Below are 25,376 nucleotides of genomic sequence, written 5' to 3'. Positions count from 1 at the left end.
GGGCGCCCGCGTCATCGGCCGTCGGCGGGCCGGGCCGGGGGCTCTTGTCGCTCGCTCTGGTCCCGCGGCTCATGCCACCTTCCTCGGTCGGGTCGTCGGCGGTCTCCCGCCGCCGCAATGCCGGGGGAACGGAACCACCCGGGGGCCGGTCGCGGCATTGATCACGGTCATGCCCGTCAGGTTCCGATCGGCTCTGACGCGGGCGTTTTCTCGGCCAGCAGCTCCGCCAGCGGCTTGGGACGGGAGAGGTAGAAGCCCTGGGCCCGGTCCACCCCGAGCCGCTTCACGACCTCCAGCGTCTCCGCATCCTCCACCCATTCCGCCACCGTGGCGATGCCCAGCGCCTTGCCGACGCTGATCATCGCCTCGACGATCTGCGTGTTCGCCGGGTTCTCGGAGATCTGCCGGATGAAGCTCCCGTCGATCTTCAGCTCGTCCACCCGGAAATCCTTGAGGTAGGAGAACGAGCTGAGGCCGACGCCGAAGTCGTCGAGGGAGATCCGGCAGCCGTGCTTCTTCGCCGAATGGGCGAAGAAGGTCGCCGCCGTTAGGTTGTTGATCAGCGCGGTCTCGGTGATCTCGAAGCAGATCCGGTGGGGGGCGATCTCGGCATAAGAGAGCTGGTCGTGCACGAACGGCCAGAGCAGCGGGTCGTCGAGCGAGTTGGCGGACAGGTTGATCGAGACCGACAGCTTCGGATCCCGACTGAACGCGTCCGCGTTGCCCTGAAGCACCTCCACGATGACCCAGCGGTCGATGCCGGCCATCATGCCGTGGCGTTCGGCTGCCGGGATGAACGCGCCGGGCGACAGAAGCTCGCCGCTTTCGCCGCGCATCCGGATCAGGATCTCGATCTGCCGTTCGTCCGAGCCTGGCGCGGCATCCAGCGAAACGATCTCCTGGCCGAACAGCGTCATCCGGTTGGAATCGATCGCCATGCGCAGCTTCGCCGCGACGTTGATCTCCCGGTGGTTGCGTCCGGCGTCGCTCTTGTCCGGATGGTAGATGGACACCTGCCCGCGGCCCGCGGCTTTCGCCGTGTAGCAGGCGACGTCCGCCTCCTTCATCAGCTCGGCAGGGTTCGGCTCGGGCCCGCGGATCTCGGTGATCCCGATGCTCGCGCCGATGTCGTAGACGTGACCGTCCCAGTGGAAGACGAAGTTGCGGATGACGTTGACGAGTTCCTCGCCCACTTCGCGCGCGCGCTCCTGGGAGCAGTCCGGCAGCAGCAGCGCGAATTCGTCGCCGCCGATCCGCGCGACGAGGTCGCCGGTGCGCAGCGTGGAGGTCAGCAGCATGCCGATGTCGACGAGAAGCGAGTCGCCGGCGGAATGGCCGGCTGAATCGTTGACGATCTTGAAGCGGTCGAGGTCGATGAAGCAGAGCGCGTGACGCACCGACTTGGTGCGGGTCTCCGCGCAGAGCGCGTTCAGCGCCTGCTCGAAGGCCAGCCGGTTCGGAAGACCGGTCAGGCTGTCCGTGTGCGCCGCGTAGATGAGCTCCTTCTGGAGCATGCGGGTGCGGGTGACGTCCTGGAAGATGAGCACCGCGCCGATGACCGTTCCGTCCGGCGCGCGCACCGGGGCGGCGGAATCCTGGATGTGCAGCCGCGTGCCGGACTTGGTGAGCAGGATGGCTCCGTCCTGCAGATAGTACGGCTCCATGCTCGCGATGCAGGCCTCGACCGGGCTCGGGATCGGCTGGTTGGTCTCGTCGTCGAAGATCCGGAACACATCGCCCAGGTCCATGCCTTCGGCCTGCGCCAGGCTCCAGCCCGACAGCGACTCGGCGATCGGGTTCATGAAGGTGATCTTCAGGTCGGCATCCGTGGTGATCACGGCGTCGCCGATCGAGTGGAGCGTGATGCGCAGCCGCTCCTTTTCCTCGAACAGCTCTTCCGCGAGCGCCCGGTCGTCGGTCGTGTCCCACTGGGTGCCGATCACCTTGATCGGCTGCCCGCTGATGTCGCTGATCACCTCGGCCAGGGCGCGGACGTAACGGGTCGCCCCGTCCGCACGGATGATCCGGAAATCCAGCTCGATGCGGCCGCCGTTCTGCAGGCCCTCGTTGAACCTCCTGGAGGCTTCGGCCCTGTCTTCGGGATGAAGGAAGGCGCCCCAGGTTTCGCGGGTGCCGTCGAACGTCCCTGGAGCCATACCGTAGAGTTCGTACATCCCCTGCGCCCAGGTGATCGCCCCGGTCGCGGTGTCGAGTTCCCAGATGCCGACCCCGCCGGCATCGACGGCAAGCGCGGTCCGCTCGTTGGCGAGCCGGATCTCTTCTTCGCGCTGCTTGCGGCGGGTGATGTTGGTGTGGGTGCCGATGATCAGCACCGGCTCGCCCATCTTGTCGTATTCGGCGATGCGGCCGCAGTCGAGGACCCAGACCCAGTGTCCGTCCTTGTGGCGGAAGCGCACCTCGACCTCGCTGACCGGGCTGTGCCCTTCCAGCATCGCCCGGTCGGAGGCGATCAGCTTCTGGCGATCCTCGGGATGGATGAGCTTGAGGAAATCCTCGGCGCCGGTCGGGATGTCGCCCTTCTCGTATCCGAGCATCGAGTACCACTCCGGCGAGCGGTAGGTCTTGCCGGTCTTCAGGTTCAGTTCCCAGACGGCCTGCCGGCCGCTCTTGAGCGCGAACCGCCAGCGGTTTTCGCTTTCCGCGATCGCCTCTTCGGCGAGCTTGCGGGCGTTGATGTCCTCCACCTGGGCGACGAATTGGAGCGGCGCGTCGGTTTCCTCGTCGCGGATGAGGGACACCGCGAGCATGCACCAGATCACCGAGCCGTCCTTGCGCAGGTATCGCTTCTCGAACTTGGCGCTGGCCGTCTTGCCGGAAAACAGCGACTTCAGCACGGCGGCCGAGGCGGCCGCGTCTTCGGGAAGCGACACGTCGCGGAAGGTCATCGTCAGGAGTTCTTCCTGGTCGTAGCCCAGGATGGTGCACAGGACCTGGTTGACCCGGGCGAACCTCCCGGTGAGGTCGACGATCGCCACGCCGATGGCGGAATCCTGCATGGCCCGGCGAAACAGCGTCTCGCTGGTCTTGGCGTCGTGTTCGGCGAACACGAGCGCATCCCGCTGCAGCGCGTAGAGGAAGGGGGGCAGGACCGCCACCGCGATGCTGACGTAGCCGGCGAGCATGGTCTCCAGGCCGGTGACCGTGTCGCGGAAGAGCGCCTCTTCGATCAGGTAGGTGATGATCGTGACGACGATCACCGCGGACGTGCGGCACGCTCCGAACAGCGCCGCGGCCAGCAGGATCGGCAAGGCGATGTAGACGTAGGGATAGGGAAGGAAGTGGATCGAAACGACCGTGGTGCAGACCGCGAGCGCGAGAAGTCCGAGAAATTCCGGTGTCGCGCAGTCCGACATCTTCATCGGTTCGCCCGAGAGCGAGGTCCGGAAGGTCAGCGTCATGGGCAGCACACAGATGCCGCTGATCAGGCCGGCGCACCACCAGATGCGGAAGAAGGCGGTCCAGTCGTCGCCGGCGAGAAGCCCGGTCGCCACGGCAGCGCCGGCAATGGGCACCAGGATCGCGGTGATGATCAGGGCAAGGCAGAACGCCCGGATCGTCGGGACCCGGTCGTAGCTCCAGCCGGCCATCTTGAGGCCGACGACGGCGGCGGCGATCTCCAGCCCGAGCGCGGCGCTGATGACGAGCGGCGCGACGAGCCCGGGACCGGCGATGAGGGAGGCAACGGCGATCGCGGCGACCGCCGCGGCAATGCGGGTGACAAGCGCCTCGTAGCGCCAGCGCAGGATCAGCCCGGTGGCCAGCGCGCCGCTCGCCGAGACCATCGCCAGCCGACCTGGCAGGTCGACGAACGCCATGCTCGCAAGGGCCAGCACGAAGCAGCCGGCGGCCAGGCTGAGCGTGCGCGCCGTGCGGCCGTCAAGCCGATGAAAATGGTCTGTCGCGCCGGTCACCAGTAACGCTTTCACCTTCCGAGACGTGCTGTGACCCAGCGGCAACCCGAAGCCTGTCCAGGCGCGTCCGCCGTGGTCTGTCGCGAACCTGCTTCCCCGCCGGCCTTCCGTTCATTCGCCCCGCTGCGCTGGCCGACGCGAAGCAATCCAGTCGGGTAGAATCATCTGCGGGTCGGGCGAACACAAGTCCTCCCTCTCATTTGCGCGGCGATGGGAGGGCGTGGCGCGTTGCTCGGACCGGGTTTTTCGGCATCACAGTATGCCTCCGGAACTGGCGCCAGGCTGGCTGTGGATGTGTCGTCCCCGAGCCTCGCGGAAGCTCCATGGGTAGCACGCCACGGCCGCCGCGTCTGGTCCGCACGCGGATTGCGATGCAAGCCCATGGCTGGCCGGCCCGGTTTGCCTGTAGTGTCGGCCGGGATGCGGCCGGCCCGAAGGCTCCGGATCCCGCTCGCTTTCTGCCGAATTGACGACCGCCGGCGCGCTCGAGGCCGGCCTTCATGCGCGGAGCGCAGGCCCCAGGGGCCCGTGCCCCGCTCTCCCATCCGCGCCCGACGGAGGTTGCCGGCGGTGAAGACCTATCTGCTCCTGTTCGCCGCGATCGTCGCCGAGGTGATCGCCACGACGGCGCTTGCGCGCTCGGAAAGCTTTACCCGGCTCGCACCGAGCCTCATCGCCGTGGTCGGATACGCCGCCGCGTTCTGGTTCCTGTCGACGCCGCTGAGGACGATGCCCACCGGCATCGTCTACGCCATCTGGTCCGGCCTCGGCATCGTGCTGATCGCGCTGGTGGCCTGGGTCTGGGCGAAGCAGCCGCTCGACACCGCGGCCATCGCCGGTCTCGGCCTGATCCTGGCCGGGGTGATCGTCGTCAACGTGTTCTCCGACACCGTGAAGCACTGAACGAGGCAGCCGGGGGAGGGTGTCCCGCCCCCGGGCAGCGCATGCGGTGTCCCGAAACGCCCCGGCCGGACAGTACCGCGCCGCGCCCTGTTGCCCGCCCGCAGAGCTTCCTCCGGAGGACGCGATAATGTATGATGCATCATCTTGAGGCGCTGCGCCTCTGGAACGGGTGCTGAGCGGGGCGCTTCCGCCCCGTCAGGGGCGCGTGGCTGTGGCCCGGCGCCTGTCGCCGTCGCGCAAAGGCGTCACAATGACGGGCTACGGCCGGGGAGGAAAAGCGGGTGCCGACGTCCCGCCGCATCCGCCCTGGGAACTGCCGGCTTCAGGAAATGCGGGGACGGATTTCCCGCCCGCGTCCGACCCCGGAAAAATTCCGGATGACGAAGGGCCCTTGGCGGCTTTTCGCCGGCATCCGGGTCTAGACTGTGTAAATCGATCACGCTTCACGGCCTCCGATCGGACGATCAGGAGCCGGCGTGATCTCCGAGAAGGTCCGGCCGCAACGCGCCGGGCGGCGCTTTCAGGCAGAGGTTAGCTGAGCGATGACCGTTTCCCCCAATTCTCCCGAGGCGCGCGACGTCGCGTTCCACCTGCATTCCTACACCAATGCCCGCAAGCATCTGCAGGACGGCCCCCTCGTCATCGAGAAGGGCGACGGCATCTACGTCGAGGACAACCAGGGCAAGCGCTACATCGAGGCGATGTCGGGGCTGTGGAGCGTCGGGCTCGGCTTCTCGGAGAAGCGGCTCGTCGAGGCGGCCACGCGGCAGATGAGCAAGCTGCCCTTCTACCACACCTTCTCCCACCGCTCGCACGGGCCGGTCATCGATCTCGCCGAGAAGCTGATCGCGCTGGCGCCGGTGCCGATGTCGAAGGTCTACTTCACCAATTCCGGCTCCGAGGCCAACGACACCGCGCTGAAGCTCATCTGGTACCGCTCCAACGCCATGGGCGAGCCCCAGCGCAAGAAGGTGATCGCCCGCCAGCGCGGCTACCACGGCGTCACCATCGCCTCGGCGAGCCTCACGGGCCTGCCCAACAACCACCGCTCCTTCGACCTGCCGATCGCCAACGTGCTGCACACCGGCAGCCCCCACTACTGGCGCAGCGGCCGTCCCGGCGAGAGCGAGGAGGCGTTCGCCACCCGTCTCGCCACCGAGCTCGAGGAGCTGATCGTCGCCGAGGGTCCGGAAACCATCGCCGCCTTCTTCGCCGAGCCGCTGATGGGCGCGGGCGGCGTCATCGTCCCGCCGGCCACCTACTGGGAGAAGATCCAGCCGGTGCTCCAGAAGTACGGCATCCTGCTGGTCGCCGACGAGGTGATCTGCGGCTTCGGCCGGACCGGCAACATGTTCGGCACCGAGACCTTCGGCCTGAAGCCCGACATCATGGTGATGTCGAAGCAGCTGTCGTCGTCCTACCTGCCGATCTCCGCGCTGATGATCAACGACCGCGTCTTCGAGCCGATCGCCGAGGAGAGCAACCGCATCGGCGTGCTCGGCCACGGCTACACGGCCGCCGGCCATCCGGTCGCCGCCGCCGTCGCGCTGGAGAACCTCAAGATCATCGAGGAGCGCGACCTCGTCGCCCACGCCCGCGAGATGGGCGAGCGGATGCACGCCCGCCTGGCGCCGCTGAAGGATCACCCGCTGGTGGGCGAGGTCCGCGGCCGCGGCCTGATCGGCGCCGTGGAGCTGGTGGCCGACAAGTCGCTGGAGGTGCCGGCCGAGCCGACCGGCAAGCTCGGCGCGGCGATGAACGCCATCCTGATGGAGAAGGGCCTCATCTCGCGGCCGATGTACGACGCGCTGGCGCTCTGCCCGCCGCTCATCGTCACCGAGAAGGAGATCGACACCATCGTCGACATCATGGCCGCCTCCCTCGACGAGCTGCAGCGCTCCGACGCCGCGGCCGCCTGAGGCCCGGCCCCGCGCCGGCGGGGCTCGGCATCGCCCGCGTCTCGCGGTATGCGTTGGGCGTCAGCCCAACCATCGGACCGCGAGGCCAGCGATGACCGTTTCCCCGCCTGCGCCTCCGCTTGAGCTCCGTTCCCGCCGCGTGGCGGGGACGGTCGAATTCCCGGTCCATCACATGCGCGGCGGCACCTCCACGGGGCTCGTCCTGTGGGAGCCGCTGGTCCCCGCGGACCCGGCGCTGCGCGAGGAACTGCTGCGCCATCTGATGGGCGTGCCGCTTGCGGGCGACCGTCCGGGCAACCGCCAGGTCACCGGCCTCGGCCGCGGCATCCCCACCTCAAACAAGGTCTTCCTCGCCGGCGTCGAGGAGGCCGGGGGCATATCCCGCATCGTCAGCACGCTCGCCCAGCTCGCAGCCGACCACGCGGCCATCGACTGGAGCGTCAACTGCGGGAACATGTCGTCCTCCCTGCAGCTCTGGGCCCTCGACACCGGCTTCGTGCGCGCCGCCGCGCCGGGCCCGTGCGAGGTCGACATCCGCAACACCAACACCGGCGTCCTGACCACCTCCCGCATGAGCCTGGAGGAGGACGGGCGCTTTGCCCTGGCCGAGATCCCCGGCGTCGACGGGGCGTTTGCAGGCGTCGACCTGTTCCTGCACGACCCGGTCGGTTCGAAGACCGGCGCGCTGCTGCCGACCGGCTCGGTCACCGACCAGGTCGCCGGCCACACCGTCTCCTGCGTCGACGTCGCCGTGCCGATGCTGATCGCGGAGGCCGCGAGCTTCGGCAAGACGGCGCGCGAGCCGATGGCGGAGCTCGTCGCCGATGCGGCGTTCATGGAGGCGTTTCGGGCGGTCTGGATCGAGGCCGGGCTGCTGATGGGCCTGAAGCGCCGCGACGGCGGGACGATGAGTGCGGAGGAGATCGCCCGCAGCGAGACCGTCCCGAAGGCCTGCATCGTCGGAACGCCCGAAGGCGCAGGGTCCATCTCGGTGCGCTATTTCACGCCGCAGACCGGCCACCCCTCGATGGCGGTCTCCGGCGGCTGCTGCCTGGCGGCGGCCGCGCTGGTGCCGGGCTCCGTCGCCCACCGCGTGGCGCGCGGTCTGGCCGAGCCGGGAGCGGAGTTCGGGGATATCGAGGTGGGCATCGAGAACCCGGCCGGCATCCTCGATGCCACCGTGGTGGCGCGCCGCGAGGGGGAGGGCATCGCCATCCGCAGCGCCGCCTACCGCCGCAGCACCCAGATCCTGCTGCGCGGCCATGTCCCGCTCTATCGCGCGTCGGAGGCGCTGGAGCGGGCGCTGCTGGCGGCAGACTGAGGCGCCGCCGCCGCCGGGCTCAGGTGCTCCAGGCGCAGTAGAGCTGGGTCGGCGCGCCCGGTGCCTGGGTGTTGCGCTCGATGCCGATCTCCAGCCCGTCGCCTTCGCCCTGCAGCACTTCCTTGACGCGCTGGCGCGCCGCCTTGAGGTCGTCGGCGAACACCTTCGCCACGTCCTCCTCCGGCGCGTCGAAGCCGACGGCCCAGAACGAGAAGCCGCATTCGCAGGGCAGGCTGAGCGAATAGGAGACGATCGGCAGCGACTGGTAGGTGCCCTGGGCCTTCACCGTGACGGCGCCGATCTCGGTCTGCGGGCCGGGCTGCTCGGCGGTGACGTTCTCGGCCGGCGTGTTCAGGACGCCGGCGATCGCGTCGCGCACCTCGGCGGCGGGGGCCTGGCTCAGGTTGTTGTCGTCGGACAGGTAGCGGTTCTGCACCACCTGCATCGCCTCGGCGTCGTCCAGGCAGCCGCCGAGGATGCTGTCCACCAGCCCCTGCAGGTAGGGGTCCTTGGTCTCGACGGACGCGGCCTGGGCCGTGGCGGTCGAGGCGATGAGGGTGAGGGCAAATGCCAGGGGTTTCATTGACGGATCACACGCCTCCTGAAGACACCGGATTCAGTCCGACAGAGTTCGCCTCAACAATGCGATCACCTTATGGCGCCGCGGGTGCAATCGTCCTGCGGGGACGGTCCTGAGGCCTTCATCCGCGTCCGGCCCGGTCGCGTTCGCAACCGGGCCTCGACGGATCATTTCACCGCGACCGCTCCCTGGGGAAGCGCCCCGCCGGTGGGCGGCGCCGTGCGCCAGACGTCGCCGGCCAGCGCCCGCTTGTAGCCGTAGTCGTAGAGCGCCTGCATGTAGACCGGGTCGAACGGCGACGGCAGGTCCTCCACGAAGTCCAGCCCGACATAGGTCACGAAGAAGTCGAAGCCGCGTGCCTTCGTGAGGTCGTACATGATCTCGATGGACTGGATGCCGTGGCGCTTGATGATGGTCGACAGCGAGCGCCCGGCGATCGAGAACGTCTTCGGCTTGGTCTGCTCGAAGCGCGGCCGCATCGTGTTGTTCATCAGGATGTACAGCGCGCGCTTGCGCTTATCCATCCGCCGCCGCGGGTCCTCCTTCGCCTGGATGGTGGTGGGCAGCGTCAGGATCTGCATGGTCGACCCGCCGTCGACGTGCATTTCCTCGAAGGTCTGCCCGTCCGCCTGCGCGGTGATGAAGACCGGCGGGAAGATGCCCGGAATGCTGGCGGAGGCCTGCAGCACGTCGAGGAACAGCTTGCGCTTGTTCGGCGCCGGGCTCGCGGCGATGGCGCCCATGTCCCATACCACCGGGCGCTGGGCGTCGAGGTCGGTGGTCACCACGTAGAGCCGCCGGCCGAGCCGGTGCTGGGCAGCGATCTCCTCGATCACCTTGTCGGAGACCTTCTCCTCCATCGTCGCCCGCAGCGGCGCGGAGCTTGCCGCCGCCATGCCGCCGAGGATGCCGCGCAGGCCGAGGATCTTGAAGATCTGGTTCTTGTTGATGTCGGTGTAGATCGACTTCAGCTGCGGATCGTAGGAGGGGCCGAGGAACACGAACGGCGCCATCAGCGCGCCCGTCGAGACGCCCGAGACGAGGTCGAAGTCCGGCCGCTTGCCGGCCTTGGTGAGCCCGACCATGACGCCGGCGCCATAGGCTCCGTCCTCGCCGCCGCCGGAGATCATCAGCCAGTCGGAACGGCCCTTCTTCAGGATGCCCATCCCGCCGACCTGCACCTGGTTCATCACCTGGGCGAACACGTGGTCGCGGAAGTTGGTGCCGTCGTCGTCGGCGTAGAAGCGGATGTTGTCGAAGCCCGGAACGACCGGATTGGCCTCTTCGGTGAGGGTGAACTCCGGCCGGTTCGGCCCCGACGCGCACGCCGCCAGCATCAGCGTCACGGCGACGACGCCGGCCAGGCTCTGCAGGCGTCGGATCTGTTCTGGATATGCCAAGGTGTGCCCCCTCGCGTCGCCGGTCGTGCGTGGGAGCACCCCGAACGGCAGATCGCATCGTCTTCCCAGCCGTTCGTCGTTGCGCCGCTTCGGCGCGACGGACGGTCCCCTGCCGTCCGTCAGGATCCGGCGGCCGGCGAGGGCCGGGCGCCGGACCGAGGGGTCGGTCTTACTTGCCGGCCTGCTGCAGGGCCGTCTGGCAGGCCTGCGAGAGCTGCGGCTTGTTGGCTTCCAGGCAGGCCAGAACCTTCTGCTGGTTCGGAATGGCGCTCGCGCACAGCTTCTGGGCGTCGGCGGCGCACGCCTTGCGCGGCGACTCGGCCTGGGCGGCGGCGAAAGCCGAACCGGCGAGGAGAATGCTCAGGGCAAACACGATCGGCTTCATGGTCGTCTTCCTCCAGGGGCGGAAATGCGTTCCGCGGTCAGTCGCTTTGTGTGCTCAAGGCTATAGAGGTGCGGCCATGCGGCGGCAACGGAATTGCCGCGGCGGCACCGCTTGCCGGTCAGGTTCGCGACAGCCCCGGCGCGGTCCGAAGGTGCGCCCTCAGCGCGGGGCCCCGAGCCAGAGCCCGCGGGCCGACCAGGCCAGCAGCGCGGCCACGAGCGCGGAGGCCGCCGACAGCCCGGCCGCCGCGCCGAACCCGAACAGCGCGTAGGCCGTCCCCAGCACGATCGGACCGATGAAGATCGCGGTGTAGGTCACCGTCGTCTGCCATCCCATCAGCACGGCCCTGGCTTCGGTGCTGCGGCGCGACAGCAGCAGGATGATGAGGTTCACCGCGACGTGGTTGGCCGCTCCCCAGAGGAAGACGGCCGGCACCGCCGTGACGAACCGCTGGGTCGCCGCGTCGAGGCCGAGATAGAGGAGGGCGAGCACCAGGAGGGCCGCCGGAAGCACCTGGCGCGGGCCGAAGCGATCGACGGCACCCATCGCGAAGCTCGCCGCGCCGAAGCCGGCGCCATAGCCCAGGACCACTAGCCCCGCCTGGCTGGCGCTGGCGCCGAAGGCGGTGCGGACGTGGTCGCCCAGATAGGCGAACAGCCCGTAGAAGGCGATCATGTAGAACAGGCAGATGCTCAGCGTCCGCACCGCTCCCGGCAGGCGCAGCGCCTCGAGGCGCCGCATCGTCGGGCGCGGGCCGCTCACCGCTTCCGGCAGCGGCAGCTGGCGGAACCCCAGCGACGCCAGCGCCGAGAAGCCGGCCAGCAGCCCGTAGACGGTGCGCCAGCCGGCGAGGTCGGACACGAACGACGAGAACGGCACGCCCAGCACCAGCGCGATGCCCCATCCGCGAATGACCCGGCCCAGCACCTGTCCGCCCTTGCCCTCCGGCGCGATCGACGTTGCGACGCCGTAGATGGTTGGCAGCATCAGCCCCACCGAGGTGCCGATCACCGCCTGGCAGGCGGCGAGCTCGATCCAGGAGCGGCTGGCCGCGCTGCCGGCAAGCGCCGCCGCCATCGCCAGGCTGCCCAGGCTGAGCACGCGCCGGGCGCCGATGCGCGCCGCGGCGCCCGCGAACAGGAACGACGAGATGGCGGTCGCGGCGCCGAACGCCGACACCGCCCGCGCCACCTTCACCGGAACGGTGTTCAGGGAGGCGGCCACGTCGGTCAGGATCGGCGTCAGCACGAACGAGTTCGAGCCGATGATCATGATGCCGAGCGTCAGCAGCCAGATGACCCGGTTCGCCGAGTGATCTTCGGTCATCCTGGTGGCTTGCCTTGTTCTGCGGGGATGGGTGCGCGGGACGGGAGACGGATCAGTCTAGGCCCTGGCGCGCGGGACATCCATGGATGGCAGCCATGCGCATGGCGTCGAACCTCGTTGGGCGCCCGCCGTCCGCCATGAAGAGGACCCGCCGGGGAGGGCGCGACAGGGGCGCCCGGCGCGCCGCGGATGGCTGCTCTGCGGGCCGGAACGGTTTCGCAGCGGCCCCGGCTCGGCTATGCCTCTCGGGTCCGTGAACCCCGGGGGCTTGACCCCGGGCGCGGAAGGCTCAGCTATGACGGACGGGGGCGTCTGGTCGCCCCGCCTTGATTCAGAGCGTCCGGCGCTCGACAATAGGTCATCATGGTAACGCTTCTCGATCTCAACGACCGCCCCCGCCCGGCAACGGCCGAGGCGCGCCCGCGCCATCCCGAAAAGGCCCGCCGTCCCGAGACGCCGATGCTGCGCAAGCCCGACTGGCTGCGCGTCAAGGCACCCGGCTCGCCGGTCTACCGGGAGACCCAGGCGATCGTGAAGGACAACGGCCTCGTCACCGTGTGCGAGGAGGCGGGCTGTCCGAACATCGGCGAGTGCTGGTCGAAGAAGCACGCCACCTTCATGATCATGGGCGACACCTGCACCCGCGCCTGCGCCTTCTGCAACGTGCGCACCGGGATGCCCGAGGCGCTCGACCCGGCCGAACCCCAGAAGGTCGCCGAGGCGGTCGCCAAGCTCGGCCTCAACCACGTCGTCATCACCTCCGTCGACCGCGACGACCTCGCCGACGGCGGTGCGGAGCATTTCGCCCAGGTCATCGAGGCGATCCGCGCGGCCGCCCCGGGCACCACCATCGAGATCCTGACGCCGGACTTCCTGCGCAAGCCGGGCGCGCTGGAGCGCGTCGTGGAAGCGCGTCCCGACGTCTTCAACCACAACCTGGAGACCGTGCCGGGCCTGTACCTGACGGTCCGTCCGGGCGCCCGCTACTACCACTCGATCCGGCTGCTCGACCGGGTGAAGCAGCTCGATCCGGGCATGTTCACCAAGTCCGGCATCATGGTCGGCCTCGGCGAGGAGCGGAACCAGGTGCTCCAGCTGATGGACGACCTGCGCTCCGCCGACGTCGACTTCCTCACCATCGGCCAGTACCTGCAGCCGACCCGCAAGCACCACGCCGTCATCCGGTTCGTGACGCCGGAGGAGTTCAAGTCGTTCGAGACCATCGCCTACACCAAGGGCTTTCTGATGGTCTCCTCCAGCCCGCTCACCCGTTCGTCCCACCACGCCGGCGAGGACTTCGAGCGCCTGCGCGCCGCCCGCGACGCGAAGATCGGCGCCGCCTGAGCCGCGGCTTGGGGCGGGACCTCCTCGCTCCCGGTTTCAGGGCGCGGCGGACCCGCCGGCGCTAAGCCGGGCAGGGCGCACGCGCCGACGAATGTGCCGATCCCCGCGCCGACCGGCACGCGGGTTGCACGCCAAATCCCCGCCCCGGGTGGACTCTTGCCGCCCGGGGCTCGTAAATCGACGAAGGACACATCGGGCATCGCGCCGGCGCGCCAGGGCCCTTTCCGACCGCGCCGACCGGCCCGGTCGTCGCGGAAAGGGTGCGGGGTCAATCGGTTGGGCACGCCTCTTCGGCCGGGTTTCGGCCGGAACGGAACATGCTCACCGCCGGCGGGTTGCTCCAGGGATCGTACAGGAACCGCTGCCGCCCCATGCCGCACTTCGAGACCACACGCCGCGTCGCCCACTCCGCCGAGGACATGTTCGACCTCGTCGCGGACGTCGACAAGTATCCGGGCTTCGTGCCGCTGTGCCAGTCGCTCACCGTGCGCGGCCGCCGCGAGCAGGACGACGGCACCGAGCTGCTGATCGCCGACATGACGGTCGCCTACCGCTTCATCCGCGAGACGTTCACCTCCCGGGTGGTGCTCGACCGGGCGAACCGGACGATCTCGGTGGAATATCTCGACGGCCCGTTCCGCCACATGGAGAACCGCTGGACCTTCAAGCCCATCGACGAGGGCCATTCCGAGGTCGGCTTCTTCATCAGCTACGAGTTCAAGAGCCGGGCGCTGTCCGCCGTGATGGGCTCGGTCTTCGACCGCGCCTTCCGCCGCTTCGCCGCCGCCTTCGAGGAACGCGCCGACCAGGTCTACGGCACCTGACGGAAGCGGGCTCGGCCGGTTACCTAGGGGATAGGGCAGGGCACATGAGGCCCGCCCGTGTGAGGAACCCGAAACCGGAGTCCGTCAGGCGGCCAGGGGTCGGGTCATCCTTGCCTGCGCGCTACGTGCAAGGGCCGGGAGGGACGGGTATCTGACAGTCGTGGGATTGAGGTTGGTGGACGACGCCACCTGAGATCGTGAGCCCCCGAGCACGGGGTGCCCGTACCCGAGAGCCGCCGTGCTCAAGGAGCGCGCTGACTAGGACTATGGCACCTGATGGCATTGGCTGGGGCCGAGGCGCGCCAGCACCTGAGAGCCGCTTGCCCTATGCCAGGGCGGCACCTTAGGGCGATGAAACCGGCCGAGAGGGTCGGGCCCTGCCTACCGTTGGGTCAGAGGCCCTGCATCGCGAGGCCGTCGGGATCCGAGCCGCCGTCGGCGCCGAACGCAGCTCAGCCCTTGTGGACGCGTGCAGGCCGGCCACCGCCGGACCCGCGGACTTTCCACTCCCCCGCAGAGGGCAAACCTCAGCGCCTGTGATCGCCGGCCCTGATTGGGCAGCACCGTTCGCTCGCCGGCCTGTTCCGCCCCGCCTTCCGGCGCGTTGTCGATGACGAAGGTCTCGAGCGCGTGGGAGGTCGCGACGGCATCAGAGGCCGGTCGTGCCGGATGCTGCGACTGAAGCCCTCTGGAGCGGACACCCGTCCGGCACTCTTTCCGTTGGCGATGGCGACGGCCCTCGGACGCGCTCCCGCGCCCTTCATTTCGGCGCCGAGGCGCCGCGCACGCGGTCCTCACGCCGTTCGCTGTGCACGCCGACCTCCGTGCGCAGTTTCGCGCAAATTCGTGCACGATCGCGCAGTCAGGTGCGCGCGCCAGCGCGGTGCGCATGGGCGGGCACAAGCGCGCGTGCATGCGGCTGCGAAGGGAAGTGCAGGGACCCGCCCGCCGGCCGGCCCGGCAGCAAGGTGCCCGGCGGCAGGTCGTCCATCAACGCGGCGTCCGTCCGCAAGGCGGTCCCCCGCAAGGGGCCGGTTGGCCGGGCGCCCATATCTGCATTGCCGACAGCACTGCCCCAACAGCATTCCCCGACAGTACTCCCCCCGGCGGCAGGACGCCCGTCAGCAGGTCGCCCGTCGGAAGGTCGTCCGGCAGCAAGGCATCGTTTGCACGACGGGTCCGCCCGACCGTCCTCCCGAGCCCGGTCGGGCGGGGCGGGCGTCGTTGGTGGCGCCGCACGAGACGCTCGCAAGATCGCCCGCAAGCCTGCCAACATCGCTCGCAGGCAGGCCACTCTGCCGGATGGCATCGGCCCATCACCCGCGCGAACAGAGCCGCCGGTTCGGACGATCGGAGCGGCCAGTCACCCGTCTCGTAAAGCCGCGGCCGGGACCTCCGTTCGCCGGAAGGTAAGCCGGCAAAGCAACTCTCTTCGCCGCGAACCTGTCCGCCGGTTCCCACCCCGACGCCGCGCCCCCGGTCGCAGCCGGACGTGGACCAAAGTCATTTCTGCCGCCGCCTTCGGCGCCGGGATGATCGCGAGGAACAGCCGACCAGAATCGACCGTGAAACACATCAGGGACAATCTTATATTCCGAAATAATATTGTTATTTTTCAATAATTTATATGGTTAAATTCACGTTTACCATAAACTTGAGCGTCGGCCCGTCCGACCCCGGGGTCGGCGGGACGCGGGGGCGTCTCAGGCGGCGATCGCCATGCGCGGGCCCGCCTGCCGGTAGGCGAGTGCCTCGGCCAGATGGAGCCGGCCGACGGTCCGCGCGCCCTCCATGTCGGCGAGCGTCCGGGCGACCTTGAGGACGCGGTGGTAGCCGCGCGCCGACAGGTGCATGGCGTCGGCGGCGTCGCGAAGCAGCCGGGCGCCATCCGGGTCGGGCGCCGCGATCTCCTCGATGAGGCGGGGGCCGCACTCGGCGTTGGTGCGGGCGCTCACCCCGAGCTCGGCGAAGCGGGCCCGCTGGATGGCGCGGGCGGCGGCGACCCGGAGGGCGGCCTCGCGGGAGCCTTCGGCCGGCGACGGCATCGCCATGTCGGAGGCGGTGACGGCGGGCACGTCGATGCGGACGTCGATGCGGTCGAGGAACGGGCCGGAGAGGCGGGCCTGGTAGTCGGCCGCGCAGCGGTCGCCGCGCCGGCACTGGTGGCCGGGCTCGCCGTAGTAGCCGCAGCGGCACGGGTTCATGGCGCAGACGAGCTGGAACAGCGCGGGGTAGCTGACCCGGTGGTTGGCGCGGGCGATGACGGCGCGGGCGGTCTCCAGCGGCTCGCGCAGCGCATCCAGCACCGGCGGCGCGAACTCCGGCAGCTCGTCGAGGAAGAGTACGCCCAGATGGGCGAGCGACACCTCGCCGGGACGCGCCCGGACGCCGCCGCCGACCATCGCCGCGGTGGAGGCGGAATGATGGGGGGCGCGGAACGGCCGCCGCGCCGACAGCCGGCCCTCGCCGAGCTGGCCGGCGATCGACTGGACCATCGAGACCTCCAGCAGTTCGCGTGGCGCCAGCGGCGGCAGGATCGACGGCAGGCGCTGGGCGAGCATCGACTTGCCGGAGCCAGGCGGCCCGACCATCAGGAGGTTGTGGCCGCCGGCGGCGGCGATCTCCAGCGCGCGCTTGGCGGTCTCCTGGCCCTTCACGTCGGCGAGGTCGGGCAGGGGAGCGCCGTCCTCGCGCACCTTCGGGTCCGGCCGCGACAGCACCTGGGTGCCCTTGAAGTGGTTGGCGAGCGCGATCAGGCTGCGCGGCGCCAGGATCGCCATGTCGCCGGACGCCCACGCCGCCTCGGGCCCGCACGCCGACGGGCAGATCAGCCCCTTCGAAAGCGCGTTGGCGCCGATCGCCGCCGGGAGCACCCCGGCCACGGGCGCGATCGTGCCGTCGAGCGAGAGCTCGCCCAGGACCACGTAATCGAGCACCTGGTCGGCCGGCACGACACCCATGGCGGCCATCAGCCCGACCGCGATGGGCAGGTCGTAGTGGCTGCCTTCCTTCGGCAGGTCGGCGGGGGCGAGATTGACGGTGATGCGCTTGGGCGGCAGCGACAGGCCGGAGGCGATCAGCGCCGAGCGCACCCGCTCGCGGCTTTCCGCCACCGCCTTGTCGGGCAGGCCGACGATGGTGAAGGCGACGGTGCCCGGACCGATCTGGACCTGCACGTCCACCGGCACGGCCTCGACCCCCTGAAACGCCACCGTCGTCACGTGCGAGACCATCTGCAACCCTCCCGGCCGATCCGCAATCAAAAGTAGCGGATGGCCGAAAGTCGCGCAAGAACATTATGAGAACAACCGCGGATGGCTGGGATCGGGAGGATCGTGCCGCGCGGCCGGGATCACCTCGGATAGGCCGTCCGGCAGACGGACATGACGGTGTCGCGCAACCAGCGATGCGCCGGGTCGGCGTCCACGCGGGGATGCCACATCGCCGAGACCTTGAATTCCGGCGTGGGGACGGGGAGGTCGAAGCTTGCGAGGCCGTCGAGCGCGCCGTGGTCGGTCGTCAGGCGGTTGCCGAGGCACGAGCGGGGCACGATCGCGACGAGGTCCGAGGCGCGCGCGATCCGCATGGCGTCCGGGTAGCCGGGCACCACGACGCGGATGCGCCGCGTCAGGCCGAGTGCCGAAAGCGCGCCGTCCACCGGCTCGATGACGTCGCCCGTCCGGGATGCCACGACATGGCCGCAGGCCGCATAGCGCTCCGCCGTGACCCCGGCGCCCGTCAGCAGCGGATGCCCGGCACGCGCCACGCCGACGCGCCTGTCGTCGAGCAGGAACCGGGTGCGGATCTCCGGCGCGGCCGTTCCGAGGACGCCGATCTCCAGATCGATCAGGCCTTCCCGAAGCGGCGCCGCGTCCTTGTTCGGCTTGGGCGCGAAGCGGAGGCGGACGCCGGGCGCGGCCTCGACGACGGCGGCCACGACGGGCGTCGCCAGGAATTCCAGGAACGCTTCGCTGGCCCGCACGGTGAACGTCATTTCGAGCGAGGCGAGATCCAGCTCGGCGACCCGCGGCTGGAGGACCGCACGCGCGTCGCGCGCCAGCTCATGGACGTGGTCGCGCATCTCGGCGGCGCGCGGCGTCGGCACGAGCCCTCTGCCGGCGCGCACCAGAAGCGGGTCGCCGGTTGACGCGCGCAGCCGGGCGAGCGTCCGGCTCATGGCGGAGGTGCTCAGGCCGAGGCGGCGGGCGGCGCCCGTCACGCTTCCCTCGGCAAGCAGCGCGTCCAGCGCGACGAGCAGGTTGAGATCGACCTCGGTCATGACGGTGGCTTCCCGGGCGCGGCGCCAGGCATGGCGTTTGATGCAACTATTCTTTGCCTGCCGTGCGTCTGGCGCAAGCCGGGTGGCGACGCCTATCTCCGGCGAACCGCAGAAACGGAGACATCAGCCATGCAGACCGCAGCCGATTCCATCGCCCCCGCCGGCACAATCCTTCTTATCGGCGCGTCCCGCGGCCTGGGCCACGCCATGGCCGCAGAGTTCCTGAAGAAGGGCTGGCGCGTCGTCGGCACGGTGCGCGGCGATGCCCGCACCAGGCTGCACGACCTGGCGGATGCGTTCGAAGGCCGGGTGGAGATCGAGAAGGTCGACATCTGCGTGCCGGACCAGGTCGCTGCGCTCCGCGACCGCCTGTTGGGCAGGGCGTTCGATATCCTGTTCGTCAACGCCGGGGTCAGCAACGATCCGTCGGAAACGATCGCGGAGGTGACGACGGACGAGTTTGTGCGCGTGATGGTGACGAATGCCCTGAGCCCCATGCGGGTCATCGAGAGCCTCGAGGACACCGTCGCCGCGACCGGGCTGATCGGCGTGATGTCGTCCGGGCAGGGCAGCGTCGGCAACAACGAGACCGGCATGCGCGAGGTCTATCGGGGCAGCAAGGCGGCGCTGAACATGTTCATGCGGAGCTATGCGGCGCGCAAGGCGGCGACGGCGCGCCCGATGGTGCTGATGGCGCCCGGCTGGGTGCGCACCGATCTGGGCGGCCCGGACGGCCGGCTCAGCATCGAGGAGAGCGTGCCGAGCCTCGTCAACGTCCTGCTGTCGAAGCGCGAGAGACCGGGCCTGGACTATCTCGACTATCTCGGCCGCACGGTTCCCTGGTGAGCGGGGGCGCGGGGCTCAGTCCCCCTTGAGGAGGGCGCCGGCGATGAGATCGAACAGGCGTTCGGCGCGGGGCGCGAGCGCCCGCTGATCGCGCATCCAGGCGAGTGCCCCCAGCAGGGCGAACAGGTCCGTGCCGTCGATGTCGGCGCGGGCGTGGCCCTGTTCCTGGGCGCGGACGAGAAGGCGCGTCCCCGCCGCCCGCATGGTGTGGCAGGAGGCGTGGAGCGCGGAGCCCGGGTCGGCGATGGCCGCCACCATGGAATCGATCGCGCCCCTGTAGGCGTGCGCGACGGCCACGGCTTCGTGCAGCCACGCGATCAGCGCCTCGTCGGGAACCTTCGATCGCTCCAGCTCGCTCGCCCGCACCGTCAGTTCGTCGAAGCGGGCGCGCAGCAGGGCGTCGAGCAGCGCCTCGCGCTGCGGAAAGTGCCGGTAGAGCGTGCCCAGACCCACGCCCGCCCTGCGCGCGATGTCGCGCAGCGAGGCGTCGGCGCCCTGTTCGGTGATCACCTCCCGCGCGACGTCCAGCAGGTGCTCGTAGTTCTTTCTGGCGTCGGCGCGCACGGTAGCCTCTTGAAAAGCGGAGCAGTGATCCGGATATTCGGATCACTGCTCCGGTATGAGCATAGGGCAGGCGTGTCAAAGGGGAAAGCGATGGCGACTGAGACGATGATGGCGGTGCGGCAGCATGCGTTCGGCGGGCCCGAGGTGCTGCGCTACGAGGCGGCTCCGATCCCCCGGCTGAAGGCGGGCGAGGTTCTGGTCCGCGTCCGCGCGGTCGGGCTCAATCCGCCCGACTGGTACCTGCGCGAAGGCTACAAGGCGCTTCCTCCCGAATGGCGGCCGCAGGGCGACTTCCCCCTGATCCTGGGAACCGACGTGTCGGGGGAGGTGGCCGCCACGGCCGACGACGTGACGGATCTTGCCGTCGGCGACGAGGTCTACGCGATGGTCCGCTTTCCGGACGGCATGTTCGGCGAGAGCCGGGCATACGCCGAATACGTGACCGTTTCCGCGTCGGAAGCCGCCCGCAAGCCGGCCGGTCTCGACCACGTGCACGCCGCCGGCGCCCCGATGTCGCTGCTCACCGCGTGGCAGTTCCTGATCGCGCTGGGCCACGACGCGCCGAACCCGCTGCAGCCGTACCGGCACGAGCCGGTGCCGCTTCAGGGCAGGAGCGTCCTCGTCAATGGCGCGGCGGGCGGCGTGGGTCACTTCGCCGTGCAGCTCGCCCGGTGGCGGGGGGCGCGTGTGATCGCGGTGGCCTCGGGGCGTAACGAAGCATTCCTGCGCGATCTCGGCGCCGGCGACTTCATCGACTACACGACGCGCGTTCCCGAGGAGGTCGTCCGCGACGTCGATCTGGTGGTCGATGCCGCGGGTGGCCCGACGACCGGGCGCTTCCTGCAGACGCTCAAGCCAGGCGGTGCCCTGTTCCCGATCTTTCCGCTCGGCTTTTCCGCCGCCGAGGAGGCGAAGAATCTGGGCGTGACGGTGTCGGCGACGCAGGTTCGCTCCAGCGGCGCGCAGCTTGCTGAGGTCGGGCGGCTGCTGGCCGACGGCACCGTCCGCGTGGCGATCGACAGCACCTATCCGCTGGCCGAGGCCGGCAAGGCGCACGAGCGGGCCGAGCGTGGCCACATCCAGGGGAAGATCGTGCTGACGGTGGACTGAAAGACGGGGACCCGGATCTCCCTGATCCCTCACCGGTTGCGGCGGGGGCCGGCCGCGGCGCGAACCGCCGCGGCCGCCGGGAGAAGGGACTAGTCCTTGGCCCGATACGCCTCGGGAATGACGAACACCTCGTCGGCGCGGCCATAGCCGCCGTCGGGCACCTCCTCGATCAGCACCATGCAGTGAGGCCGGGCGGCCTCGCTGAAGTAGTCGACGAACAGCGCGGTGACGCGGTGGACGATCTCTTCCTTCTGGGCACGGGACAGGGCGGCCTGGGGAACCTTGATGTTGGCGAAGGGCATGGAAGTCTCCTTTTGGGGTTTGCGGTGGCTAGGAGTGTCAGGGGCGGGGACTGGCCGGTCGGCTAAGCGACCGGCAGTCGATCGGCGGATGGTGCGGCGTGCTCAGACGACGCCGCCGTTGGCGCGGACGACCTGGCCGCTCACCCAGCGGCCCTCGGGCCCGGCCAGGAAGGCGACGACCTCCGCGATGTCGTCCGGCTGCCCGAGGCGCTTGAACGGGTTCATGTTGGCGATGGCGCGCACCTGCTCCTCGCTCTTGCCGGCCAGGAAGAAGTCCGTCTCGACCGGCCCGGGCGCCACGGCATTGACCGTGATGCCGCGGGGTCCGAGTTCCTTCGCCAGCACGTGGGTCAGCGCCTCCACGGCCGCCTTGGTCGCGGCGTAGACGCCGTAGCCGGGCTGGTAGAGGCCGACCACGCTGGAGGAAAAGCTGACGATGCGGCCGCCGTCGCGCAGGCGACGCGCCGCTTCCCGCATGCCGCGGGCGACGCCCAGAAGGTTCAGGGCGACCTGGGCCTCGAGGTCGGTGTCGGCGACCTCGGCGATCGGGCCGAGGGTCATCATGCCGGCGTTGTTGACCAGGACGTCGACGCCTCCGAACGCCTGCTCGGCGGCGTCGAAAAGGCGGGCGGCCCCGTCCGGCGCGCCGATGTCGGCCTGCACGGAAACGGCCTGGCCGCCCGCCGCCTCGATGTCGCGAACAACGGCCTCGGCGGCGTCGCGGCCCCTGACGAAATTGACGACGACGGCGAACCCGTCGCCCGCGAGCCGCCGGGCTGTGGCGCCTCCGATGCCGCGCGACGCCCCGGTGACGATGGCGACGGGGTGTGGGTGGTTCGTCATGGCACTCTCCATTGGCTTCGGACAGGAGATAGCCACCTGGCCCGGAGAGATAATCACCCCGGTCTTGCCATCAGTATTCCGGTTCTGCGAACAATGGCGCATGGACCATCTCGATCGCATCCGCCTGTTCGTCCGTGTCGTGGAACGGGGCAGCTTCACCGCGGCGGCCGCCGATCTCGGCGTGCCGCGCTCCACCGCGACGGCGGCCATGAAAGCGCTCGAGGCGCACCTGGGCACGCGCCTGCTCGACCGCACGACGCGCCACGTGGCGCCGACGCTCGACGGCGAGGCTTACCATCGCCGCTGCCTCACCATCCTGGCCGACCTCGACGAGGCCGAAAGCGCGCTCAAGGGCGCCGCGCCGCGCGGGCTCCTGCGCGTCGACGCGCACGGGCTGCTCACCCGCACGTTCCTGCTGCCGGGGCTGCCGGCCTTCCTCGAGCGGTATCCGGAGATCGATCTTCACCTCGGCCAGGGCGACCGGCTGGTGGACATGGTCCGCGAGGGCGTGGACTGCGTGATCCGGGCGGGCGATCCCGGCGACAGCGGCATGATCCAGCGCCGCCTCGGGCTGATCGACGAGATGACGGTGGCAAGCCCCGGCTATCTGGAGCGATACGGGACGCCCCAAACGACCGACGACCTCGATGGCCACAAAATGGTGGGCTTCGTGTCCTCCAGGACGCGCGAGGTGATGCCGCTGGAGTTCACCGTCGGGGGCAAGGTGCGCCATGTGGTGCTCGGCGGGCGTGTCACCGTCAACGATTCCGACACCGCGCCGGAGCTGGCGCGGCTCGGCTTCGGGCTTTTCCAGGCCCCGCGCTACCGCTTCGCCGACGATCTCGCGGCGGGCCGGCTCGTGGAGGTGCTGCCGGACTTTCCGCCGCCGCCGACGCTGCTGTCGGCGCTCTATCCCCAGAACCGCCAGCTCGCACCCCGGCTGCGCGTCTTCCTCGACTGGGCCGCGACGCGGTTCCGGGAGGCCGTGCTGTAGCGGGCGATCCGGCCACGAGCGGTGGCCGGACCGGGGATCGTGGCCGGCGGCGTCTAGCCCCGGTCGGCCTCGATCTTGTCCCAGATCATCGCCGCGACGTCCGGGCCGCCCAGGCGGGCGATGGCGCGGATGCCGGTGGGCGAGGTGACGTTGATCTCGGTGAGGTTGCCGTCGATCACGTCGATTCCGGCGAACAGGATCTTCTCCTCGCGCAGCGCCGGGCCGACGGTGGCGACGATCTCGCGTTCGCGCTCGGTCAGCTCGGTCGCCGCCGCGGCACCGCCGCGCACCATGTTGGAGCGCAGGTCGCCCTTCTGGGGGACTCGGTTGACGGCCCCGGCGAACTCGCCGTCGACCAGGATGATGCGCTTGTCGCCTTCGCTCACCTTCGGCAGGAAGCGCTGGATCACCCAGGGCTCGCGGAAGGTCGCGGCGAAGAAGTCGTAGAGCGAGCCGTAGTTGAGGTCGTCGGCCGTCAGCCGGAACACCGCCTGGCCGCCGGCGCCGAACAGCGGCTTCATGACGATGTCGCCGTGCTCGGCCCGGAAGGCGTCGATGGCGGCGCGGTCGCGGGTGATCAGCGTCGGCGGCATTAGCTCCGGAAAGCGCATGACGAACAGCTTTTCCGGCGCGTTGCGCACGGCGGCCGGGTCGTTGACCACCAGCGTGCCCGGATGGATGCGCTCCAGCATGTGGGTCGCGGTGATGTAGGCGAGGTCGAAAGGCGGGTCCTGGCGCATCAGGACGACGTCGACGTCCTTCAGCGAGGTGAGCACCGGCGCGCCGAGGGTGAAGTGGGCGCCGACCTCGTCCTTGACGGTCAGCGGCTCAAGGGCTGCGACCAGATCGTCTGCCGTCTGGGCCAGCCGGTCGGTGGTGTAGTGGAAGAGGGCGTGGCCGCGGGCCTGGGCCTCCAGCAGCATCGCGAAGGTGGAATCGCCTGCGATCTTGATCGTTTCGATGTGGTCCATCTGGACCGCGACCTTGAGGGTCATGCTGGTCTCCAAAACGCTGTCAGGGGCCGCGCGGGCCCGGTTGGGTTCTTGATGCGCCAGATTGGAGGGCGGGTCCAGACGGCGAGTGCCGGGACGCGACCGGCTAGCGGCTCGCGTCGAAGGCGCTGACCAGGTGCATCGGCCAGCGGGCCGGCCGCACCACGACGATGTCGAAACGGATGGTGTGGTTGCCGTAGCGGGGATTGCGCGCCAGCCAGGCGGCCGAGGCGCGCACGAGCCGTGCCTGCGATCCGGGGCCGACGGCCTCCAGCGCGGCGGCGGTCTCGGCGCGCGCCTTCACCTCGACGATGGCGACGGTGGCGCCGCGCACGGCGACGAGGTCGATCTCGCCGGCGCCGGTGCGCACCCGCCGGCCGATGATCCGGTATCCCTTGACCATCAGCGCCAGCGCCGCGCGGGTCTCCGCCGCGAGCCCCAGGCGGTAGGCCCGCCGGCGGGACGGCGCGGCGGCCATTCTCAGGCCTCGCCGCCGCTGCTGCCGGCCGGCGCGTCCTTGAAGGACAGCGCCAGCCGGAACAGCTCCTGGCGATCGCGGCCGGTGATGCGGGCGACCTCGGCGGCGGCCTTGCCGGCCGGCAGCCGGGCGAGGGCGGCCTTCAGCAGGTCCTCCGCGTCGGCCTCGCTGACGGCCTCTTCCTCCGGCGGGGAAATCACCACGGCGATCTCGCCCTTGATCTTGGTGTCGGCGGGATAGGTCTCGCACAGGCTGCCCAGCGTGCCGCGCGAGATGGTCTCGAAGCGCTTGGTGAGCTCGCGGCAGACCGCGGCGGGGCGCTCGGAGCCGCAGATCTCGGCCGCCTCCACCAGTGCTTGGGCGAGCCGGTTCGGCGATTCGTAGAAGACGAGGCTCGCCGGCTGGCGCGAAAACGTCTCAAGCCGGCGGCGGCGCGGCCCGGATTTCGAGGGCAGGAAGCCGAGAAAGACGACCGTGTCGGTGGGCAGGCCCGCCGCCATCAGCGAGGCGGTCAGGGCCGACGCGCCGGGAATCGGGAACACCCGGTGTCCGGCTTCCGCGACCTCCTCCACCAGCCGGAAGCCCGGATCGGAGACCAGCGGCGTGCCGGCGTCGGAAACCAGCGCGATCGCCTCGCCGGCGGCCAGCCGTTCGAGGATCTTCGGCCGCTGCTTGACCGCGTTGTGCTCGTGGTAGCTGGAGGTCTTGGTGCGGATGCCGTAGCGGTCGAGCAGCACCCGGGTGACGCGGGTGTCCTCGCAGTACACCACTTCCGCGGCGGCCAGCGTTTTCAGGGCGCGGAGGGTGATGTCGTCCAGGTGCCCGATCGGGGTTGCGACGATGTACAGCCCCGGGTCGAGCGGCGGGGCATCGAAGCGGGCGCTGTCGATGGAAAAGTTCGGCGTTCGTCGCGATTCGGTCATAGGGCTTTGTAACTATTGGAAGACGAACCCCTTGCGGATCCGCATTCACCGGTGTTTGGTGGGGCCAATCCCCCAGAGACCCTGCGCCGGGTTCGGGGGGACGCGCAAGGC

At 69.9% G+C, this 25,376-nt stretch carries 21 protein-coding genes; 8 read left to right on the top strand and 13 right to left on the bottom strand.

Annotated features, from left to right (window positions below; genetic code table 11):
- Positions 1-176: 176 nt before the first annotated feature.
- Positions 177-3,932 (bottom strand): EAL domain-containing protein, encoded by a 3,756-nt coding sequence (locus AB7M35_RS04580; RefSeq protein WP_453957633.1) that lies wholly within the window; start codon positions 3,930-3,932, stop codon positions 177-179.
- Between the two features lie 570 nt (positions 3,933-4,502).
- Here AB7M35_RS04580 and AB7M35_RS04575 point away from each other — a divergent pair.
- From AB7M35_RS04575 to AB7M35_RS04565, 3 genes are all read left to right on the top strand, one after another.
- A complete protein-coding gene (locus tag AB7M35_RS04575) occupies positions 4,503-4,835 on the top strand; it encodes an SMR family transporter (protein ID WP_453957631.1) in 333 nt (110 codons plus the stop codon).
- A gap of 542 nt (positions 4,836-5,377) precedes the next feature.
- Positions 5,378-6,754 carry an aspartate aminotransferase family protein gene (locus tag AB7M35_RS04570; protein ID WP_453957630.1) on the top strand — a complete coding sequence of 459 codons (1,377 nt, stop codon included), beginning with the start codon at positions 5,378-5,380 and terminating at the stop codon, positions 6,752-6,754.
- 91 nt (positions 6,755-6,845) lie between these two features.
- Positions 6,846-8,075, top strand: a complete 1,230-nt coding sequence (locus AB7M35_RS04565; protein WP_453957629.1) for a PrpF domain-containing protein — start codon at positions 6,846-6,848, stop codon at positions 8,073-8,075.
- Positions 8,076-8,094: 19 nt separating this feature from the next.
- Here the strand turns inward: AB7M35_RS04565 and AB7M35_RS04560 are convergent, their stop codons facing one another.
- The 4 genes from AB7M35_RS04560 to AB7M35_RS04545 form a co-directional block, all read right to left on the bottom strand.
- Complete coding sequence (locus tag AB7M35_RS04560; RefSeq protein WP_453957627.1) at positions 8,095-8,658, bottom strand: hypothetical protein; 564 nt, start codon at positions 8,656-8,658, stop codon at positions 8,095-8,097.
- Positions 8,659-8,822: 164 nt separating this feature from the next.
- Complete coding sequence (locus AB7M35_RS04555; protein ID WP_453957626.1) at positions 8,823-10,055, bottom strand: patatin-like phospholipase family protein; 1,233 nt, start codon at positions 10,053-10,055, stop codon at positions 8,823-8,825.
- Between the two features lie 169 nt (positions 10,056-10,224).
- Positions 10,225-10,440, bottom strand: coding sequence for a hypothetical protein (locus AB7M35_RS04550; protein ID WP_453957625.1), 216 nt, complete (start codon positions 10,438-10,440; stop codon positions 10,225-10,227).
- Between the two features lie 159 nt (positions 10,441-10,599).
- Positions 10,600-11,766, bottom strand: a complete 1,167-nt coding sequence (locus AB7M35_RS04545) for an MFS transporter (protein WP_453957624.1) — start codon at positions 11,764-11,766, stop codon at positions 10,600-10,602.
- Between the two features lie 363 nt (positions 11,767-12,129).
- On the opposite strand from AB7M35_RS04545, the gene lipA reads away from it, so the two are divergent.
- Positions 12,130-13,110 (top strand): lipoyl synthase, encoded by a 981-nt coding sequence (lipA, locus tag AB7M35_RS04540; protein WP_453957622.1) that lies wholly within the window; start codon positions 12,130-12,132, stop codon positions 13,108-13,110.
- Between the two features lie 371 nt (positions 13,111-13,481).
- A complete protein-coding gene (locus tag AB7M35_RS04535) occupies positions 13,482-13,934 on the top strand; it encodes a type II toxin-antitoxin system RatA family toxin (protein ID WP_453957620.1) in 453 nt (150 codons plus the stop codon).
- 1,703 nt (positions 13,935-15,637) lie between these two features.
- Here AB7M35_RS04535 and AB7M35_RS04530 read toward each other — a convergent pair.
- Together AB7M35_RS04530 and AB7M35_RS04525 are read right to left on the bottom strand one after the other, a co-directional pair.
- Complete coding sequence (locus AB7M35_RS04530) at positions 15,638-17,167, bottom strand: YifB family Mg chelatase-like AAA ATPase (RefSeq protein WP_453957619.1); 1,530 nt, start codon at positions 17,165-17,167, stop codon at positions 15,638-15,640.
- A gap of 119 nt (positions 17,168-17,286) precedes the next feature.
- On the bottom strand, positions 17,287-18,213 hold the full coding sequence (locus AB7M35_RS04525; protein ID WP_453957618.1) for a LysR family transcriptional regulator: 927 nt from the start codon (positions 18,211-18,213) through the stop codon (positions 17,287-17,289).
- A gap of 129 nt (positions 18,214-18,342) precedes the next feature.
- Between AB7M35_RS04525 and AB7M35_RS04520 the strand changes: the two genes are divergently transcribed.
- Positions 18,343-19,059: an SDR family NAD(P)-dependent oxidoreductase gene (locus AB7M35_RS04520; protein WP_453957617.1), complete on the top strand. Its 717-nt coding sequence runs from the start codon at positions 18,343-18,345 to the stop codon at positions 19,057-19,059.
- A gap of 15 nt (positions 19,060-19,074) precedes the next feature.
- On the opposite strand, the gene AB7M35_RS04515 is transcribed toward AB7M35_RS04520, so the two are convergent.
- The gene (locus AB7M35_RS04515) at positions 19,075-19,623 is read right to left on the bottom strand and encodes a TetR/AcrR family transcriptional regulator (RefSeq protein WP_453957616.1); all 549 of its coding nucleotides are present in this window, start codon (positions 19,621-19,623) and stop codon (positions 19,075-19,077) included.
- Between the two features lie 90 nt (positions 19,624-19,713).
- Here AB7M35_RS04515 and AB7M35_RS04510 point away from each other — a divergent pair, with 90 nt between their 5' ends.
- Complete coding sequence (locus AB7M35_RS04510; protein ID WP_453957614.1) at positions 19,714-20,733, top strand: NADP-dependent oxidoreductase; 1,020 nt, start codon at positions 19,714-19,716, stop codon at positions 20,731-20,733.
- Between the two features lie 89 nt (positions 20,734-20,822).
- Here AB7M35_RS04510 and AB7M35_RS04505 read toward each other — a convergent pair whose 3' ends face one another.
- Positions 20,823-21,035 (bottom strand): tautomerase family protein, encoded by a 213-nt coding sequence (locus tag AB7M35_RS04505; RefSeq protein ID WP_453957613.1) that lies wholly within the window; start codon positions 21,033-21,035, stop codon positions 20,823-20,825.
- A gap of 102 nt (positions 21,036-21,137) precedes the next feature.
- Complete coding sequence (locus AB7M35_RS04500) at positions 21,138-21,878, bottom strand: SDR family oxidoreductase (RefSeq protein WP_453957611.1); 741 nt, start codon at positions 21,876-21,878, stop codon at positions 21,138-21,140.
- Between the two features lie 100 nt (positions 21,879-21,978).
- Here AB7M35_RS04500 and AB7M35_RS04495 point away from each other — a divergent pair, with 100 nt between their 5' ends.
- Positions 21,979-22,872 (top strand): LysR family transcriptional regulator, encoded by an 894-nt coding sequence (locus AB7M35_RS04495; protein ID WP_453957610.1) that lies wholly within the window; start codon positions 21,979-21,981, stop codon positions 22,870-22,872.
- 53 nt (positions 22,873-22,925) lie between these two features.
- On the opposite strand, the gene gshB is transcribed toward AB7M35_RS04495, so the two are convergent.
- From gshB to rsmI, 3 genes are all read right to left on the bottom strand, one after another.
- Positions 22,926-23,867 carry a glutathione synthase gene (gshB, locus tag AB7M35_RS04490; RefSeq protein ID WP_453957609.1) on the bottom strand — a complete coding sequence of 314 codons (942 nt, stop codon included), beginning with the start codon at positions 23,865-23,867 and terminating at the stop codon, positions 22,926-22,928.
- Positions 23,868-23,970: 103 nt separating this feature from the next.
- On the bottom strand, positions 23,971-24,342 hold the full coding sequence (locus AB7M35_RS04485) for a YraN family protein (protein ID WP_453957608.1): 372 nt from the start codon (positions 24,340-24,342) through the stop codon (positions 23,971-23,973).
- 2 nt (positions 24,343-24,344) lie between these two features.
- Positions 24,345-25,265 carry a 16S rRNA (cytidine(1402)-2'-O)-methyltransferase gene (gene rsmI / locus AB7M35_RS04480; RefSeq protein WP_453957606.1) on the bottom strand — a complete coding sequence of 307 codons (921 nt, stop codon included), beginning with the start codon at positions 25,263-25,265 and terminating at the stop codon, positions 24,345-24,347.
- Positions 25,266-25,376 lie beyond the last annotated feature (111 nt).

It is taken from the genome of Amorphus suaedae (genome assembly GCF_053629675.1).
The sequence above is the reverse complement of the archived record's forward strand: the minus strand, read 5'-3'. Positions and strand labels throughout refer to the sequence as shown.